We start from the raw sequence: 15,889 nt of genomic DNA on the forward strand, positions 1-15,889 counted from the left end.
TGCTCAGTTGGTGTGCGCGGGCTGGAAGTGTCCAGCCGCCTGAGATTCTTCGGCGCGGATCACGTGCACGACAGCGTTGATCAGAGCCAGATGGGTGAACGCCTGGGGAAAGTTCCCGAGGTGCCGACCAGTCCGAGCGTCGATCTCTTCCGCATAGAGCTTGAGTGGGCTGGCGTAGCCGAGCAGGCGTTCGCACAGATGCTTGGCACGGGGGAGTTCGTCGATCTCGACGAGCGCCGACACGAGCCAGAAGGAACAGATCGTGAACGTTCCTTCCTCGCCTTCGAGGCCGTCGTCGGTGGTGTCGACCTTGTAGCGCAGGACAAGTCCGTCGACGGTCAATTCGTCGGCGATCGCCAGCACCGTGGCTCGGACCCGAGGATCGTCAGCAGGCAGGAATCGAAGCAGTGGCACGAGTAGCAGTGAGGCATCGAGTGATTCGTGGCCGTACCGCTGCGTCAGGACGCCGCGTTCGTCGACGCCGTGCTCGAGAATGTCCTCCTTGATCTCGTCGGCGATCTCGTTCCATTGATTTGCGTAATCCGTCTCGCCGTGGATTGCCGCGAGCTTCGCTCCGCGATCGAGTGCGACCCAACACATGACCTTGGAGGAGGTGAAGTGCTGCGGTTCGCCGCGTACTTCCCAGATGCCGCGGTCGGGTTTGCGCCAATTGGCGATCGCTTCCTCGACCTGCCTCTTGAGCAGTGGCCACAGCGACTCGGGGACATGCTCGCGCGACTTGACGTGTAGGTAGACGGAGTCGAGCATGGTGCCCCAGATATCGTGCTGCTCCTGGTTGTACGCGCCGTTTCCGATGCGTACGGGCTTGGCGCCGTCGTAGCCGGACAGGTGCGGCAGTTCGCTTTCCTCCAGTGTCTTCTCGCCGCCGATTCCGTACATCACCTGCAGCGGATTGGCGCGCCCGTCCTCGGTCATCGACACATCCGACATGAACGAGAAGAAGTCGTTGGCCTCTCGATCGAGACCCAGCGTGTACAGGCCCCACAGTGCGAAGGTCGAATCGCGGACCCACGCGTAGCGATAGTCCCAGTTGCGTTCTCCACCGGGAGTTTCCGGAAGAGACGTCGTCGACGCCGCCAGCAGCGCACCGGTCGGTGCGTAGGTCAGGCCCTTCAGCGCCAGCGCACTGCGCTGCAGGTAGCCACGCCACGGGTGATCGGGGAAGCGTCCGATCGTGATCCACTGTCGCCAACACTCGGAGGTACGCCACATCTTCTCGGCGGCCTCCTCGAATGTTTGCGGTGCCGGCAGATCCGACCACGACAACGCAATGAAGACGTTGTCTCCCTCCGTCATCCGCGTGCGCGCTCGTGCCTCGCGTCCCTCGATGCCGAGTCGAAGATTGCTGGTCAGCTTCAGAGTCGGTTGGTCGCCGACGGAACTGGCCTCGCAGGTGGCCGTAGCCTCCTCGTAGACCTTGCCGGTGTACTCCCATCGAGCGGGAGCCCGGTGATAGTCGAAGGCCGGCTCGCAACTCATCTCGAGCTCGACGGTGCCGTTGACGCACTTGATCGTCCTGAGCAGTATGTGCTCGGCGTCCCAATCCGACGGGGCCCGCTTGTGGGTGCGGGACCGTTGATCGGTGTTGTGCCACGGTCCCATCACCAGGGCGTCTCGGATGATGAGCCATCCGGTCTCGGTCTGCCACGTCGTCTCGATGATCAGCCCGCCCGGCAGGTATCGGCGGGCAGCGGGAACGGATTGCCCGTACGGTCCGACGCGAAAGTGGCCGGCGCTTCGATCGAGGACTGCGCCGAAGACGCTCGGCGAGTCCGGCCGTGGAACACACATCCACTCGACGGACCCGTTGCGGGCGATGAGGCAGGTCGTCTCGCAGTCGGACAGAAAGGCGTAGTCGTCGATGGGCGGGAACGAGCTGCGATAGGACATCAGGGAGGACACGGGCGCTTCGGTGCTTTCCAGAGCTCCCTGCCCGGCCGGTTCCGCCCCTCCTAGCGCCCCTGGCCGTGGTATCGAATCGTCACGCACAGGAACTACCGTCGACTGCTCTTCGAATGCCGTCATACGCCAATCATCGACTTCGCGGTCCCTGTCGTCCACCGCTGGCAGTTCTCGGCGTGGCGCAGTGGAAAGGCCGGGAGTGAAGTGCGCGTGCATGCCCCCTCTAAGGTGGAGTCCGTGCACGCGATAGCCAGCTGGTGGGACGGGATCGAACTCTGGATCACCGGGCTGCCGTTCGTGCCGCAGTCGATCGTGGTTCTACTTGTGGTCGTACCCGCCGCATTCGGGTTGGCGCGCATCGTCGACGGTGTACTCGCGACGATTCTTCATCTGCTCGGCCGCGACAGGGCGTCCGAGATGGACGCGGTGCCCGCGGCACCCGACTCGCCGATAACGGAAGGTCACTGATGCCGAAATCGAGGGTCACTCTCGCCCTGATTGCATTGCTCGTGCTCGTCGCGCTCGCATGGTTTCTCACCAGGTGATTTCAGGGTCGCCGCGGACAATTAGAGTCCGCCGGGTTCCTCTGCTAGATTTCTGTCCGTGTCTGCCGCTGCCGTGTACCGGGTCCGCCATGAGTTGGCGTTGATCGCAGTCGGCATGCTTGCAGTCGCCGACATCGACTGTCGACCCACATCCTGAGCGCCGGTTCGATTCGGCAGTTTCTCGCGCCCGCACTCGTGTGAGCTGCGTCGAGTTCCTGTGTTTCCGGTCGCGCCCCCTCGATTCGGGCCGCTCCATGCCGTGGTACCCCTCCTCTTACGTGTTCGTAGTGCGGTTCGATCCGCACCGTCCCCGCGACGATCATTCGATGAAAGGCTTTTCTCGATGAGGCACAACTCTCGATCCCTGCTCACCACATTCGCGGCCGTAGGGACGCTCGTGTTGGCTGCCTGCGGGGGTGGATCGAGCGACGTCGTCGGAGGCGACGGCGGATCGAGCAACGGGACCCCACTCACCTTGGTTGGGTACGCCGTGCCGAAGAACGGCTGGGACCTGATCGGACCCGCGTTCGCCGGCACTGAAGGCGGCAAGGATACGGCCATCAACGCCGACTACGCCGCCTCGGGAAACCAGTCGCGCAAGGTCGCCGACGGCGCCCCGGCCGATATCGTCAACTTCTCGGTCGAGCCCGACGTGACGCGTCTGGTCAAGGCCGGCATCGTCGACGAGTCGTGGAACGAAAATGCATACGGCGGAGTGCCTTTCGGGTCGGTCGTCACGCTCGTTGTGCGCGAAGGTAACCCGAAGAACATTCAGACCTGGGACGATCTACTGAAGCCGGATGTCCAGGTCATCAGCCCGAGCCCACTCAGCTCGGGATCGGCGAAGTGGAATCTCCTCGCGCCGTACGCAGCGAAGAGCAACGGCGGCCAGGACAAGCAGGCAGGGCTGGACTACGTTCAGCAGCTCGTGTCCGGGCACTTCCCAGTCCAGCCCGAGTCCGGCCGCGCCGCAACGGAAGCGTTCCTGCAGGGTCAGGGTGACGTGCTCCTCAGCTACGAGAACGAGGCACTCCTGATCGAGGAGCGGGGAGAGAAGGTCGAGCACATCGACGTCGCCGACACGTTCCGAATCGACAACCCCGTCGCCGTCGTCAACACGAGTTCGCAGCTGGAGAAGGCCAACGCGCTCAACGACTTCATCTACACCGACGAAGGGCAGCGGATCTGGGCCGAAGCAGGCTTCCGTCCGGTGAACCCGGAGATCGCGGCCGAGTTCTCCGACAAGTTCTTCACCCCAGAAGCGCTCCGCACGATCGATGATCTCGGTGGCTGGGAGTCGGTGGACACGGAACTGTTCGGCGACAACGGTGCCATCACGGCGATCTACAAAGAGAGCACCGAGTAACAGCGATGTCGACGAGAAGTGGAGATCCCGCACCGCGGAAGGGCCGCAAGTTCAGAGGCCCGGGCTCGGTCGGACCGCTGGGTCTCGGTGTCGCAGTCCTGTGGTTGAGCATCATCGTTCTGCTGCCGCTTGCTGCCCTGACCGTCAAATCGTTCGACGATGGCCTGGCCGGGTTCTGGGATGCCATCACCACGACCCGTGCGATCGCGACGTTCAAGGTCACGCTCGAGGTCTCCGCGGCGGCGGCCGTCGTCAACCTCGTGTTCGGTACTTTGATCGCCTGGGTCTTGGTGCGCGACGAGTTTCCCGGTAAGAAATTCGTCAACGCTCTGATCGACCTTCCGTTCGCGCTCCCCACCATCGTCGCCAGCCTCGTGCTGCTCTCGCTCTACGGCCCAGCGAGCCCGATCGGTCTGGTGTTCAACGCCACCAAGCCCGCTGTGGTCGTGGCACTGCTGTTCGTCACACTCCCGTTCGTCGTGCGGGCCGTGCAGCCGGTGCTGATCGAACTGGATCGGGAGGTCGAGGAGGCAGCTGCGTCACTCGGTGCGAACAACTGGACGATCTTCCGCACGATCGTGCTACCGGTCCTGTTGCCCTCGGTACTCAGCGGGACCGGACTCGCCTTCGCTCGTGCGATCGGTGAGTTCGGATCCGTCGTGCTGATCGGCGGCAACATCCCTGGAGAAACACAGATCGCATCGCAGTACATCCGCGAACTGATCGAGTACGACCGACCGGTCGACGCGGCAGCCATCTCGGTGGTTCTTCTCGCGCTCGCGTTCGTAGTGCTGTTCGTACTCCGCATCGTCGGAAACCGCCTCGCTCGACGAGAGGAACAGAACCGATGAAGATCGCCCTACCGATCAAGCTCTCGCTCCGCACGATTGCCCTCCTGTATCTGGCGGCCCTCGTTCTCTTTCCCCTCGGCGCGATTCTGTACCGAACCTTCGAGAACGGGTTCGTCGAGTTCTGGGGTCTCATCACGACGCCTGCAGCCCAATCTGCGCTGCAGCTGTCGTTGCTCATCGTGGCGATCGTGGTGCCGATCAACGTCGTGTTCGGAGTCATCACGGCATTGGCCCTTGTGCGCGGGCGCTTTCGAGGCAAGGGAATACTCGAGTCCATCGTCGATCTTCCGTTCGCGGTGTCGCCCATCGTCACTGGCGTGGCACTGATCCTGCTGTGGGGCGCGAACGGGTGGTTCGGTGGAATCGAGAGCCTCGGATTCAAGATCATCTTTGCGCTTCCTGGCATGGTCATCGCGACGATCTTCGTGACCCTTCCGTTCGTGGTGCGCGAGGTCGAGCCGGTCCTGTACGAGATCGGGGAGGAGCAGGAAGAGGCGGCATCGACACTGGGTGCGTCGTCGCTACAAACGTTCTGGCGCATCACTCTTCCGGCGATCCGGTGGGGTTTGACCTACGGAATCGTGTTGACCGTGGCTCGTTCGCTCGGTGAATTCGGTGCCGTGATCATGGTGTCGACCAACCTGCCCGGTATCTCGCAGACCCTTACACTCCTGGTCAACTCGCGGTACGAAGACTTCAACCCGCAGGGTGCATATGCGGCGTCGACTCTGCTCATGTTCATCGCCGTCATCGTGCTGCTTCTGATGACTACCCTCGACGAGAAGAGGACGAAGTAATGACTGCATCGAAGGCCGACGAGATCGAGATCTCCGTCGTCGGCGGCAAGAAGAACTACGGCGACTTCGCCGCACTCGACGACGTCAGCATCGACATTCCCAAGGGTTCGCTGACGGCGCTGCTCGGTCCGAGCGGCTCGGGAAAGTCGACGCTGCTGCGATCGATCGCAGGTCTGGAGCAGCTCGACTCCGGCCAGGTGATTCTGGGTGGACAGGACGTCACCTGGATCAGCCCCCAGCGTCGTGAGATCGGGTTCGTGTTCCAGCACTACGCCGCGTTCAAGCACCTCAGCGTGCGCGACAACGTGGCGTTCGGGTTGAAGATCAGGAAGCGTCCGAAACCCGAGATCAAGCGCAAGGTCGACGAACTGCTCGAGATCGTCGGCCTGGCAGGGTTCCAGAACAGGTTCCCGGCTCAGCTGTCCGGCGGCCAGCGCCAGCGGATGGCACTCGCGCGCGCTCTGGCTGTCGACCCGCAGGTGTTGCTTCTCGACGAGCCGTTCGGCGCGCTCGACGCGAAGGTCCGTGAGGACCTTCGGACGTGGCTGCGTCGGCTGCACGACGAAGTCCATGTGACAACGGTTCTCGTCACGCACGATCAGGAGGAGGCCCTCGACGTCGCGGACCGCATCGCGGTGTTGAACAAGGGCAAGATCGAGCAGGTCGGCACGCCGGAGGATCTGTACGACAGGCCGGAGACCGATTTCGTGATGTCGTTTCTCGGACAGGTCTCGAAGCTGAACGGACTCCTTGTACGCCCGCATGACATTCGCGTCGGTCGGGATCCGAGCATGGCGCTCGCGCAGGCGACCGGTACTGCCGAATCGGCCGGGGTCACACGCGCGGTCGTCGAGCGCGTCGTGCACCTCGGGTTCGAGGTCAAGGTCGAGTTGAAGAACCTGGCTACGGGTGAGGCATTCACGGCCCAGATCACCCGGGGTGACAGCGAGGCGCTGCAGCTGGAAACAGGGGAGTCGGTCTATGTGAGGGCCACCCGAATCCCGAAGGTCGCCGCGAGCGGCGACCTTCCGGGCGCCCAGACGATGGCAGCTGGGCAGGCTAGCTGAGCCTGGCCTAACGGTGTATGTTTCTTCCGTTATGTCGTTTTTGCCGTGAGATTGCAGGGAGAATCATGGGTCGCGTTCATCGCTTGGCGCTGCTGTCCATCAGTGCCACTGTTGCCGTCGGATTGGTGGCGTGTAGTTCGTCTCCCGAGGAGTCGGACTCGGGTGCGCAGTCCAGCGAGGCGACCGCCGAGTCGGTCGTCGTCTACTCGGGGCGCGACGAGGACCTCGTCGATCCACTGATCTCCCGTATCGGCGGAAACATCGAGGTCGACTACTCCGGAAACACCAACGCGCAAGCCGCGAAGATTCTCGAAGAGGGCGACGCGTCGCCCGCCGACGTCTTCTACGGCCAGGATGCCGGCGCACTTGGAGCGTTGGACGAGGCGGGAGCATTGGCACCGTTGCCGCAGGACATCCTCGAACTCGTTCCCGAGCAGTATCGAGGCGCCGACGGCACCTGGGTCGCGACATCGGCACGGGCAAGGGTCTTGGCGTACAACTCCGACATCGTCACCGCGTCCGATCTGCCGACCGGCATCGACGGCTTGTTGGATCCGCGCTGGCGCGGACAGATCGGCTATGCACCGACCAACGCATCGTTCCAAGCATTCGTCACCGCACTGCGCGTCCAGCGTGGGGAAGACGGAGCCCGCCAGTGGTTGGACGGATTCCTCGCAAACGAACCGGTTGCCTTCGAGGGCAACGGTCCGCTGATGACCGCAGTGAACGACGGACAGGTGGCCACCGGGCTGACCAACCACTACTACTGGTACCCGTTCAAAGCGGAGAACGGCGACGCAGCACCGATCGAACTGCACTACTTTGCTCCGGGTGACCCTGGCGCTCTGGTGAACGTGGCAGGCGCAGGTGTTCTCGCGACGTCGACCAATCAGGAAGCGGCGCAGGATTTCGTGCGCGAACTCCTGTCCGCGGAATCGCAGGCCTACTTCGCCGACGAAACCGCCGAGTATCCCGTGATCGACGGAGTCACATCGAGTTATGACCTTCCTCCGCTCGCCGATCTGGGCGCATCGGACATCGATCTGGGCCAGCTGGCATCGCTCGAGCAGACTCAGGCGTTGCTCACCGAGGTCGGAATGATCTAGTTTGACGCATCTCCACCGCGGCCGCCCGATTCTCGCGGCGGCCGCATCGATCGTTGCTCTCGGTGCATTGACCCCGCTCGTCTATCTTGCACTTCGATCATTCGAGGGGGGAGTGGGCAAAGCGTCGACGCTGCTGTTTCGTCGGCGAACTCTCGATCTCGCGTTGAGAACGGCTGCACTCACCTCGGCCGTCGCGATCGCATGCCTGATCCTGGGAGTACTCGCGGCGTGGGTGGTGACACGGACGGACCTCCCGGGTCGCCGGTTTTTCGCCGTCGCGCTCTGCGCGCCGTTGGCGATCCCTTCCTACGTCTCGGGATACGTCTGGATTGCGGAATTCCCCTCGCTCGCTGGTTTCTTCGGGGCGGCACTCGTGCTGTCCATGTCGTGCTTTCCGCTCGTGATGTTGCCCGTCGCCGCCGCGTTTGCTGCGGCAGACCCGGGGCGCGCGGAAGTGTCCCGAACACTGGGGCGAGGCGCACTGCGCACTGCCTTGACCGTGGAACTACGTCATGTAACCCCGTCGGCGGCCGCAGGCGTGTTACTCGCTTCGCTGTACACCATCAGTGATTTCGGTGCGGTCGCGCTGATGCGGTACGACGCGTTCACGCTGGGGATCTACAGTGCCTACCGGGGCGGTCTGGACAGGACTGCCGCATCGATCCTCGGTCTCGTACTCGTACTGATGGCGCTCGTTCTGACTCTGGCCGAGCGGCGCACTCGTCGAGGCGCGACTGCGCGTATCGGGTCCGGCTCACCTCGCCCAGCGGAGCCCGTCGAGCTACGACGCTGGACACTCCCGGCCCTGCTGATGGTCTCTGCACTGCTGGCGACGGCGGTGGCGGTGCCGATCCTGGGTCTCGTACGGTGGCTGGTTCGGTCCTTCAGATTCACCATCGACTGGGTCGACGTCATCGACACGACCCTCGCGACGCTGCGGTACTCGGCGCTCGCTGCACTTGCCGTGGTTATCCTTGCGCTCCCCGTCGCGTTGTACGCCGCTCGGTCGACATCGCCGGTGGCACGGGCCGCGGAACTGTCGACCTATATTGCGCACGGTCTGCCCGGAATCACCGTCGGACTTGCGGTCGTGTTCATCGGAATACGGCTTCTCCCATCGATCTATCAAACTGCAACTCTGCTCGTCCTGGCCTATGTGGTTCTGTTCCTTCCGTTGGCGGTCGGGTCGACCAGAGCGGCGATCCACGCCTCACCCGTTGTGCTCGAGGATGTTTCGCGCACGCTGGGAAACACGCGCACTCGAACGGACATCCGCGTGACGTTGCCCATCGCAGTCCCCGGAATTGCGGCGGGCGGGGCTCTGGTATTCCTGACCGTCGCCAAGGAACTGCCCGCCACGTTGCTTCTTCGTCCTCGCGGGGTCGACACCCTGGCGACCGAACTGTGGTCGACGACGCAGGTATTCAAGTACGGCGAAGCGGCTCCCTATGCATTCGCCCTGATCATCGTCTCGGCAGTCCCGACGTTCGTTCTCGATCGGGCGATCCGTCGTCGAGGCGAACGATCGATCCGAAAGGAGAACCTGTGAGCGAGCTTTCGGTACGCGGACTCGGCGCGTCCTACGGCAGGCGCGAAGTACTGTTCGATCTCGATCTCGACCTCGAGGCGGGGGAAATGCTCGCTGTCCTGGGTCCATCGGGGTGCGGTAAGACAACGTTGCTCCGTTCGTTGGCCGGTCTGCATCGCATCGATCGCGGCTCCATCACGCTGGCCGGAACCGTGCTGGCGGCACCACCGTCGACGCACGTCCCGCCCGAACACCGGCGGATCGGATTGATGCCACAGGAAGGCGGACTGTTCCCGCATCTGAGCGTGGGCGAGAACGTCGGGTTCGGCTTGGTGAATCCATTGCCGCACAAGCGTCGGGGTGACCGTGTCCGTCGCCGCTCCCGCGTGGAAGCCATGCTCGAACTCGTCGGATTGCCCGACGCGATCGACGTCGATCCTCGCGAGCTGTCCGGAGGGCAGCAACAGCGTGTGGCACTCGCGCGGGCGCTCGCTCCGAACCCATCCGTTGTGCTGATGGACGAACCGTTCGCGTCGCTGGACACCGGTCTACGTTCGGGCCTTCGGCGTGAAGTGCGAGAGTTGTTGCACAGCAGCGGAACTCCGTCGATTCTGGTGACCCACGACCGCACCGAGGCGATGACCACGGCCGACCGCGTCACGGTTCTGCTCGACGGATCCACGGCTCAGACGGGAACGCCGCACGAGCTTTACCATCGCCCGAGCTCGGAGGCTGTCGGTGCATTCGTCGGCGAAGCAATGATGGTGGAGGGGATGGGGGTCGGAATGGCTGCCGAGACGATCTTCGGGACCATCCCGGTGACAGGCGTTGCATCCGGCCACGGCCGCGTGCTCGTCCGGCCCGAGCAGCTCACGCCGACTGCCGATTCGGATGGCGATTTCGTGATCGTCGAGACAGTTTTCGCAGGACCTCACTCACTGCAGACGCTCGAACACCTCACGTCGGGCGCGAGGTCGACTGCGTGGGTGCGTGGTACCGATCTGTGCGGACCAGGGGAGAGGGTGCGGGTACAGGTATCCGGACCGGTTGCATTCTTCGACGCGGTCGGAGTCGAGACCAGTGATCGCAGCAAGTCTGTGACCGCTTGAATCACGCCGATCGCTCGGACGTGTCCCGTCCCAGCGCAGTGAGGTCGTTTGCGGCGTCGTATCGGCTCGAGACGACGTCCACGACGAACGGGTGATCGCGGAGCACGTCTGCCGCGATAGCGTCGCGACAGAGGGTGCCGAACTCGGCGAACACACGATCGGTCAGCAGACCTGGGGCAAGGAACCACGGTGCGATCACGATGGTGCGTGCACCGGCTTCTTCGAGGCAGGCAAGTGCCCGATCCGGCCGTGGGTCCTGGTCTGTCGCAAAGCAAGTGACGGCCGCACGCCACGATGTGCCATGCAGCACGCGCTGAGCGAGCGCACGCGAGCGCTGGTTGGCCGGCCCGTGTGAGGAGCCGACCGCGGCAACCGCGACACCCACGCTGGAATCGGTTGCGTCGACCCCTGCGTCGAAAATTCTGGCGCGCAACGCACCCACCATGCGACGATCGTCGCCGAGTACCTCGGCTTGCCGGAGAACCAACCGAGGATGCCTGACGCGCGCAGCATCGAGCAACCCAGGTAGATCCACACGAGCATGAAACGCGCTGCCCAGCAGTAGTGGAACCACGGTTGCGTACCGGATCCCCTCGGCAGCAACGTCGTCGAGAACGGATTCGACGCTCGGAGCCGTGAGATCGAGAAAAGCAACCCGCACGTCCAGGTCCGGGCGCCGCAATCGAATTCGCTCTACGATCGCGTCCACGGTGAGCTTCGACCGAGGGTCGCGGCTACCGTGTGCGACGGCGATCAGTGTGCCGGCTCGGACGGACGTTGCATTCATGCAGATTGCGGTGTTCCGAGCTCCACCGCCGACAGGGCATCACCGACGAGTCCTGCGGCGAGCGTATTTCCGCCTGCCGTATCGATCAGCAGGAAGCTGCCGGTGTGGCGATTGACGGCGTAATCGTCGGCGACGATCGGCTCGGCGACGCGAACGGAGATACGGCCGATGTCGTTGAGCTCCAACGACTCCGGGGACGGCTCCGCGGTCAGATTCTGCTCGTCGAACTTTTCCACGAGCGAGCCTACGATGGCCTGAGTTGTCCTCGTGCCGTGCTTGAGCAGCAGACGGGCGCCCGGCCGCAGCGGCTTCTCGGCGAGCCAGCACACCGTCGCGTCGAATTCGCCGATGGGTTCCGGCGCATCCTGTGGCGAGACGATGGTGTCGCCGCGGGAGACGTCGACGTCGTCGGCGAGGATCAGGGTGACGCTTCGGCCGGCGTTGGCAGTAGCCAGTTCCCCGTCCGCGGTGTCGATGCGCTCGACGGTCGTCCGCGTCCCCGACGGCAGCACGAGAACCTCGTCGCCGGGGGACACGGTCCCGGCGGCGACCTGTCCCGCATATCCGCGGTAGTCGGGGAATTCTGCAGTGCGGGGCCGGATCACGTACTGGACAGGGAATCGAAGTCCGACACGATGCGGTTCGGCGTCCACAGGAACCGACTCGAGGTGCTCGATCAGAGTCGGTCCGTCGTAGTACGGCGTGTTCGTCGAGCGAACGGCGACGTTGTCACCGTGTAGCGCCGACACCGGGATTTCGATGACGTCTTCGGTGGCCCAGCCGAGGGATGAGGTGAGCGAGTTGAATTCGGCGGAAATGTCGGCGAACACCTGAGCCGGGTCCTCGACGAGGTCGATCTTGTTGACCGCCAGCACCAGTTTGGGCACACCGAGCAGCGCGAGAACCGCAGCGTGCCTCCGTGTCTGCGTGATGACACCCTTGCGGGCGTCGACCAGGAGGATCACGAGCTGAGCCGTCGAGGCGCCGGAGACAGTGTTGCGGGTGTACTGCACATGCCCGGGAGTGTCGGCCAGGACGAACGAGCGCGCGGGTGTGGCGAAGTATCGGTATGCCACGTCGATGGTGATGCCCTGCTCGCGTTCGGCCCTCAGTCCGTCGACCAGCAACGACAGGTCGGGGGTGCTTAGGCCACGGTCGACCGATGCACGGGTGACGGCATCGATCTGGTCGGCGAGTACGGATTTCGTGTCGTACAGCAGGCGGCCGACGAGGGTGGACTTGCCGTCGTCGACGCTGCCGGCGGTAGCCAGGCGCAGCAGCTGGGTGCCTACGGAATAACTAGATTTACCGGCCGTGGCGTTGCTCATCAGAAGTATCCTTCGCGCTTGCGGTCTTCCATGGCAGCCTCGGAGACGCGGTCGTCGCCGCGTGTGGCTCCACGTTCGGTGAGGCGGGATGCGGCGACCTCAGCGAGGATGGCCTCGTTGTCGGCTGCGTCGGACAGGACGGCTCCGGTGGTGGAGCCGTCGCCGACCGTGCGGTACCGCACCGAGAGTGTCTGCAGCTCTTCGGCTTCGGACGGTCCGCCCCATACGCCGGGTGTCATCCACATGCCGTCGCGCTGGTAGACGGGACGCTGGTGGGCGTAGTAGATGCTTGCCAGTTCGACGTTCTCCCGAGCGATGTAGCGCCAGATGTCGAGCTCGGTGAAGTTGCTGAGTGGAAACACCCGAACCTGCTCACCCGGCGAATGCTTGCCGTTGTACAGGTTCCACAGCTCTGGGCGTTGCTTCTTGGGGTCCCACTGACCGAAGGCGTTGCGCAGTGAAAAGATTCGCTCCTTGGCCCGTGCGCGTTCCTCGTCGCGGCGCGCACCGCCGAAGACCGCGTCGAAGCGGTTCTCGGCGATGGAGTCGAGCAGTGGCACGGTCTGAAGCGGGTTGCGGATGCCGTCGGGGCGTTCGGTCAGGCGTCCGTCCGCGAGGTAGTCCTCGACCTTCGCGACGTGCAGACGCAGGTTGTACTTCGCGACGACGTAGTCGCGGAAGTCCAGCACTTCCTGCAGATTGTGTCCAGTATCGACGTGCAGGAGGGTGAAGGGCAGCGGAGCCGGCCAGAACGCCTTGATCGCCAGATGCAGCAGAACGGTGGAGTCCTTGCCGCCGGAGAACAAGATGACCGGTCGCTCGAACTCGCCCGCGACCTCACGGAATATGTGAATGGCCTCCGACTCGAGTGCGTCGAGCGTGTCGAAGCGTTCGCTGTCGAGCAGCGGGCGCTGCGCGAGTTCGGCAGTCGTGCTCAGTGTTGTCGAATTCGATGTCATGACGCGTGCAACCCACATTCGGTCTTGGCCTTGCCGGCCCACCGACCGCTACGCGGGTCGGCGCCGGGGGCGGGTTTGACGGTGCACGGTGCGCACCCGATCGATGGATATCCCTCGTCGACGAGCGGATTGACGAGGATGGAGTGCTCGTCGATGTACCGCTGCATGTCGTCGTCCGACCATGCTGCGATCGGATTGATCTTCACGAGCCCGAACGCGTCGTCGAAGGAGATGAGTGGCGCGTTCGCACGAGTGGGGGCTTCGACGCGTCGGATGCCGGTGACCCATGCGCTGTAGTTGGCCAGTTCCTTCTTCAGCGGCGCGACCTTACGCATGGCGCAGCAGCGATTGGGTTCACGCGCGAACAGGTCCTTGCCCTCGATGGAATCCTGCTGCGCGACGCTCGCCTCGGCACGGGCATTGATGACGTTGACGCCGTATACGGCCTCGACCGCGTCACGTGTGCCGATGGTCTCGGCGAAGTGGTATCCGGTGTCGAGAAACAGAACGTCGACTCCCGGATGCACCTGCGTTGCAAGGTGAACCAGGACCCCGTCCTGCATGTTGGATGCGACGATGTAGTTCTTGCCGAACTCGCGCTCGGTCCACTCCATCAACGCTGCTGCATCGGCACCGTCGAGTTCACGGGCGCCGCGCTCGGCGATCGCCTTCAGTTCGTCGACCGACAGGTCCATTCGTGTCGAAGATATCGGTGTGCTCATCGCAAATCCGCCTCGTCTGCTCGTACGGCCCACTGCGCGAACCGCTCGTCCTCGCTTTTGTTCTTGACGAAATTCCGCACCACTCGTTCGATGTAGTCACCCAACTCGGTGCTGTTCACCTTGTGCTGGCGCAGCTTTCGGCCGAATGCACTGTCCAGGCCGAGGCTGCCTCCCAGGTGAACCTGGAAACCCTCCACTTGATTCCCGTCGCCGTCGTCGACGAGCTGGCCCTTGAAGCCGATGTCGGCGATCTGCGAGCGCGCGCACGAGTTGGGGCAACCGTTGATGTTGATGGTGACCGGAACGTCGAGCTGGGTGTTGATGTCGGCCAGGCGCTCCTCCAGATCGGGTACGAGAACCTGTGAGCGCTTGCGGGTTTCGGCGAACGACAACTTGCAGAACTCGATTCCGCTGCACGCCATCAGGTTCTTGCGCCAATGCGAGGGGCGAGCAGGTAGTCCGAGAGCGTCGAGATCTTCGATGAGCTCTTCGAGCTTGGCGTCGGGAACGTCGAGCACGATGAGCTTCTGGTACGGCGTGAAACGGATTCGATCCGAGCCGGCCTTCTCGGCCGCGTCGGCGATCTTGGCCATGATGGTGCCGGAGATGCGACCGGCGATCGGGGCGACTCCGACGGCGTTGAGGCCGTTCTTGAGCTTCTGGATTCCGACGTGGTCGCGCGGACGTGTCGGCTTCTCCGGGGCAGGTCCGTCGATCAGTTTGCGGTGCAGGTATTCGTCCTCGAGTACCTGCCGGAACTTCTCGATGCCCCAGTCCTTGATCAGGAACTTCAGGCGGGCCTTGGTGCGAAGCCGGCGGTAGCCGTAATCGCGGAAGATCGAGACGACGCCTTCCCAGACGTCCGGCACGTCCTCGAGGGGCACCCAGACACCGACACGCTGAGCGAGCATCGGGTTGGTCGAGAGCCCGCCGCCGACCCACAGATCGAGTCCGGGGCCGTGCTCCGGGTGGTCGACACCGATGAAGGCGCAGTCGTTGACCTCGTGCACTACGTCCTGCAGGCCGGAGATCGCGGTCTTGAACTTGCGGGGGAGGTTGGAGTACTCGGGTTTGCCGATGTAGCGCTCGACGATCTCGTCGATGGCCGAAGTCGGGTCGAGCACTTCGTCGACGGCTTCACCGGCGAGGGGAGAGCCGAGCACGACGCGCGGGCAGTCCCCGCACGCTTCGGTCGTCTTCAGTCCGACGGCCTCGATGCGACGCCAGATCTCCGGTACGTTCTCGACCTCGATCCAGTGGTACTGAACGTTCTCTCGGTCCGACAGGTCCGCTGTGTCCCGGGCGAACTCCTGGGAGATACCGGCCAACGTTCGGACCTGCTCGAGGTTGAGTGCACCCGCATCGCACCGGATGCGCATCATGAAGTACTTGGCCTCGAGCATGTCGATGTTGTCGTCGTGGGTGAAGGTGCCGTCGTATCCTTGCTCACGCTGGGTGTAGAGCCCCCACCACCGGAACCGGCCGCGTAGGTCGCTCTTGTCGATGCTGTCGAACCCCTGCTTCGAGTAGATGTTCTCGATGCGGGCACGAACGTTGAGCGGGTTGTCGTCCTTCTTGGACTGTTCGTTCGGATTGAGCGGTTCGCGGTATCCGAGAGCCCACTGTCCCTCGGCGCGCCGCTTGGTGGGGCGCGGAGTGCGCTCCCGTGGGGCTACGCGTGCAGGCGTGGATGACGCCTCGGGCGTGGCAGCGTCGGTGGTCGACGACATCGATGTGCTCCTGGATCTGTGCTCTCCGGACGGCTCGCGACAGTCGTGCGACTGTCCGTTCACGCATCTTC

15 protein-coding genes are annotated in these 15,889 nt (G+C 63.8%); 9 read left to right on the forward strand and 6 right to left on the reverse strand.

From position 1 onward, the window contains the following. Window positions 1-3 precede the first annotated feature (3 nt). The gene (locus WDS16_RS05980; protein WP_338893262.1) at window positions 4-1,911 is read right to left on the reverse strand and encodes a glycoside hydrolase family 15 protein; all 1,908 of its coding nucleotides are present in this window, start codon (window positions 1,909-1,911) and stop codon (window positions 4-6) included. A 249-nt stretch (window positions 1,912-2,160) separates the two neighbouring features. On the opposite strand from WDS16_RS05980, the gene WDS16_RS05985 reads away from it, so the two are divergent. The 9 genes from WDS16_RS05985 to WDS16_RS06025 all read left to right on the forward strand — a co-directional run bounded on the left by WDS16_RS05985 (window position 2,161) and on the right by WDS16_RS06025 (window position 10,292). Then, window positions 2,161-2,391 carry a hypothetical protein gene (locus WDS16_RS05985; RefSeq protein ID WP_338891240.1) on the forward strand — a complete coding sequence of 77 codons (231 nt, stop codon included), beginning with the start codon at window positions 2,161-2,163 and terminating at the stop codon, window positions 2,389-2,391. Between the two features lie 135 nt (window positions 2,392-2,526). Continuing rightward, entirely contained in the window at window positions 2,527-2,625 is a 99-nt protein-coding gene (locus WDS16_RS05990; protein ID WP_338891242.1) for an Ms4533A family Cys-rich leader peptide, read from the forward strand. Window positions 2,626-2,811: 186 nt separating this feature from the next. Continuing rightward, window positions 2,812-3,834 carry a sulfate ABC transporter substrate-binding protein gene (locus WDS16_RS05995; protein ID WP_338891244.1) on the forward strand — a complete coding sequence of 341 codons (1,023 nt, stop codon included), beginning with the start codon at window positions 2,812-2,814 and terminating at the stop codon, window positions 3,832-3,834. Between the two features lie 5 nt (window positions 3,835-3,839). Further along, window positions 3,840-4,685 carry a sulfate ABC transporter permease subunit CysT gene (cysT, locus tag WDS16_RS06000; RefSeq protein WP_338891246.1) on the forward strand — a complete coding sequence of 282 codons (846 nt, stop codon included), beginning with the start codon at window positions 3,840-3,842 and terminating at the stop codon, window positions 4,683-4,685. Then, window positions 4,682-5,482 carry a sulfate ABC transporter permease subunit CysW gene (gene cysW, locus WDS16_RS06005; protein ID WP_338891248.1) on the forward strand — a complete coding sequence of 267 codons (801 nt, stop codon included), beginning with the start codon at window positions 4,682-4,684 and terminating at the stop codon, window positions 5,480-5,482. Before cysT ends, cysW begins: the two co-directional genes overlap by 4 nt. Continuing rightward, window positions 5,482-6,549, forward strand: coding sequence for a sulfate ABC transporter ATP-binding protein (locus WDS16_RS06010; protein ID WP_338891250.1), 1,068 nt, complete (start codon window positions 5,482-5,484; stop codon window positions 6,547-6,549). Before cysW ends, WDS16_RS06010 begins: the two co-directional genes overlap by 1 nt. 65 nt (window positions 6,550-6,614) lie before the next feature. Next, entirely contained in the window at window positions 6,615-7,655 is a 1,041-nt protein-coding gene (locus WDS16_RS06015; protein ID WP_338891251.1) for an iron ABC transporter substrate-binding protein, read from the forward strand. Window position 7,656: 1 nt separating this feature from the next. Next, a complete protein-coding gene (locus WDS16_RS06020; RefSeq protein WP_338891253.1) occupies window positions 7,657-9,204 on the forward strand; it encodes an iron ABC transporter permease in 1,548 nt (515 codons plus the stop codon). Then, window positions 9,201-10,292, forward strand: a complete 1,092-nt coding sequence (locus WDS16_RS06025; protein ID WP_338891254.1) for an ABC transporter ATP-binding protein — start codon at window positions 9,201-9,203, stop codon at window positions 10,290-10,292. The genes WDS16_RS06020 and WDS16_RS06025 overlap by 4 nt, the downstream gene beginning before the upstream one ends. A 1-nt stretch (window position 10,293) precedes the next feature. Here the strand turns inward: WDS16_RS06025 and WDS16_RS06030 are convergent, their stop codons facing one another. The 5 genes from WDS16_RS06030 to WDS16_RS06050 are packed head-to-tail and all read right to left on the reverse strand — an operon-like array spanning window position 10,294 to window position 15,818. Beyond that, on the reverse strand, window positions 10,294-11,079 hold the full coding sequence (locus WDS16_RS06030) for a sirohydrochlorin chelatase (protein WP_338891255.1): 786 nt from the start codon (window positions 11,077-11,079) through the stop codon (window positions 10,294-10,296). Then, window positions 11,076-12,407: a sulfate adenylyltransferase subunit 1 gene (locus WDS16_RS06035; RefSeq protein WP_338891256.1), complete on the reverse strand. Its 1,332-nt coding sequence runs from the start codon at window positions 12,405-12,407 to the stop codon at window positions 11,076-11,078. Before WDS16_RS06035 ends, WDS16_RS06030 begins: the two co-directional genes overlap by 4 nt. Further along, a complete protein-coding gene (gene cysD, locus WDS16_RS06040) occupies window positions 12,407-13,366 on the reverse strand; it encodes a sulfate adenylyltransferase subunit CysD (RefSeq protein WP_338891257.1) in 960 nt (319 codons plus the stop codon). Before cysD ends, WDS16_RS06035 begins: the two co-directional genes overlap by 1 nt. Next, the gene (locus WDS16_RS06045) at window positions 13,363-14,088 is read right to left on the reverse strand and encodes a phosphoadenylyl-sulfate reductase (protein ID WP_422395760.1); all 726 of its coding nucleotides are present in this window, start codon (window positions 14,086-14,088) and stop codon (window positions 13,363-13,365) included. The genes cysD and WDS16_RS06045 overlap by 4 nt, the downstream gene beginning before the upstream one ends. Beyond that, complete coding sequence (locus WDS16_RS06050; protein ID WP_338891259.1) at window positions 14,085-15,818, reverse strand: nitrite/sulfite reductase; 1,734 nt, start codon at window positions 15,816-15,818, stop codon at window positions 14,085-14,087. The genes WDS16_RS06045 and WDS16_RS06050 overlap by 4 nt, the downstream gene beginning before the upstream one ends. Window positions 15,819-15,889 lie beyond the last annotated feature (71 nt).

Source organism: Rhodococcus sovatensis, assembly GCF_037327425.1.
Lineage (GTDB): Bacteria > Actinomycetota > Actinomycetes > Mycobacteriales > Mycobacteriaceae > Rhodococcoides > Rhodococcoides sovatense.

Bases quoted from the DNA above. Each gene is read 5' to 3' on its own strand.
- WDS16_RS05980 (WP_338893262.1), bottom strand. From the start codon at position 1,911: ATGTCCTATCGCAGCTCGTTCCCGCCCATCGACGACTACGCCTTTCTG.
- WDS16_RS05995 (WP_338891244.1), top strand. From the start codon at position 2,812: ATGAGGCACAACTCTCGATCCCTGCTCACCACATTCGCGGCCGTAGGG.
- cysT (WP_338891246.1), top strand. From the start codon at position 3,840: ATGTCGACGAGAAGTGGAGATCCCGCACCGCGGAAGGGCCGCAAGTTC.
- cysW (WP_338891248.1), top strand. From the start codon at position 4,682: ATGAAGATCGCCCTACCGATCAAGCTCTCGCTCCGCACGATTGCCCTC.
- WDS16_RS06010 (WP_338891250.1), top strand. From the start codon at position 5,482: ATGACTGCATCGAAGGCCGACGAGATCGAGATCTCCGTCGTCGGCGGC.
- WDS16_RS06015 (WP_338891251.1), top strand. From the start codon at position 6,615: ATGGGTCGCGTTCATCGCTTGGCGCTGCTGTCCATCAGTGCCACTGTT.
- WDS16_RS06030 (WP_338891255.1), bottom strand. From the start codon at position 11,079: ATGAATGCAACGTCCGTCCGAGCCGGCACACTGATCGCCGTCGCACAC.
- WDS16_RS06035 (WP_338891256.1), bottom strand. From the start codon at position 12,407: ATGAGCAACGCCACGGCCGGTAAATCTAGTTATTCCGTAGGCACCCAG.
- cysD (WP_338891257.1), bottom strand. From the start codon at position 13,366: ATGACATCGAATTCGACAACACTGAGCACGACTGCCGAACTCGCGCAG.
- WDS16_RS06045 (WP_422395760.1), bottom strand. From the start codon at position 14,088: ATGAGCACACCGATATCTTCGACACGAATGGACCTGTCGGTCGACGAA.
- WDS16_RS06050 (WP_338891259.1), bottom strand. From the start codon at position 15,818: ATGTCGTCGACCACCGACGCTGCCACGCCCGAGGCGTCATCCACGCCT.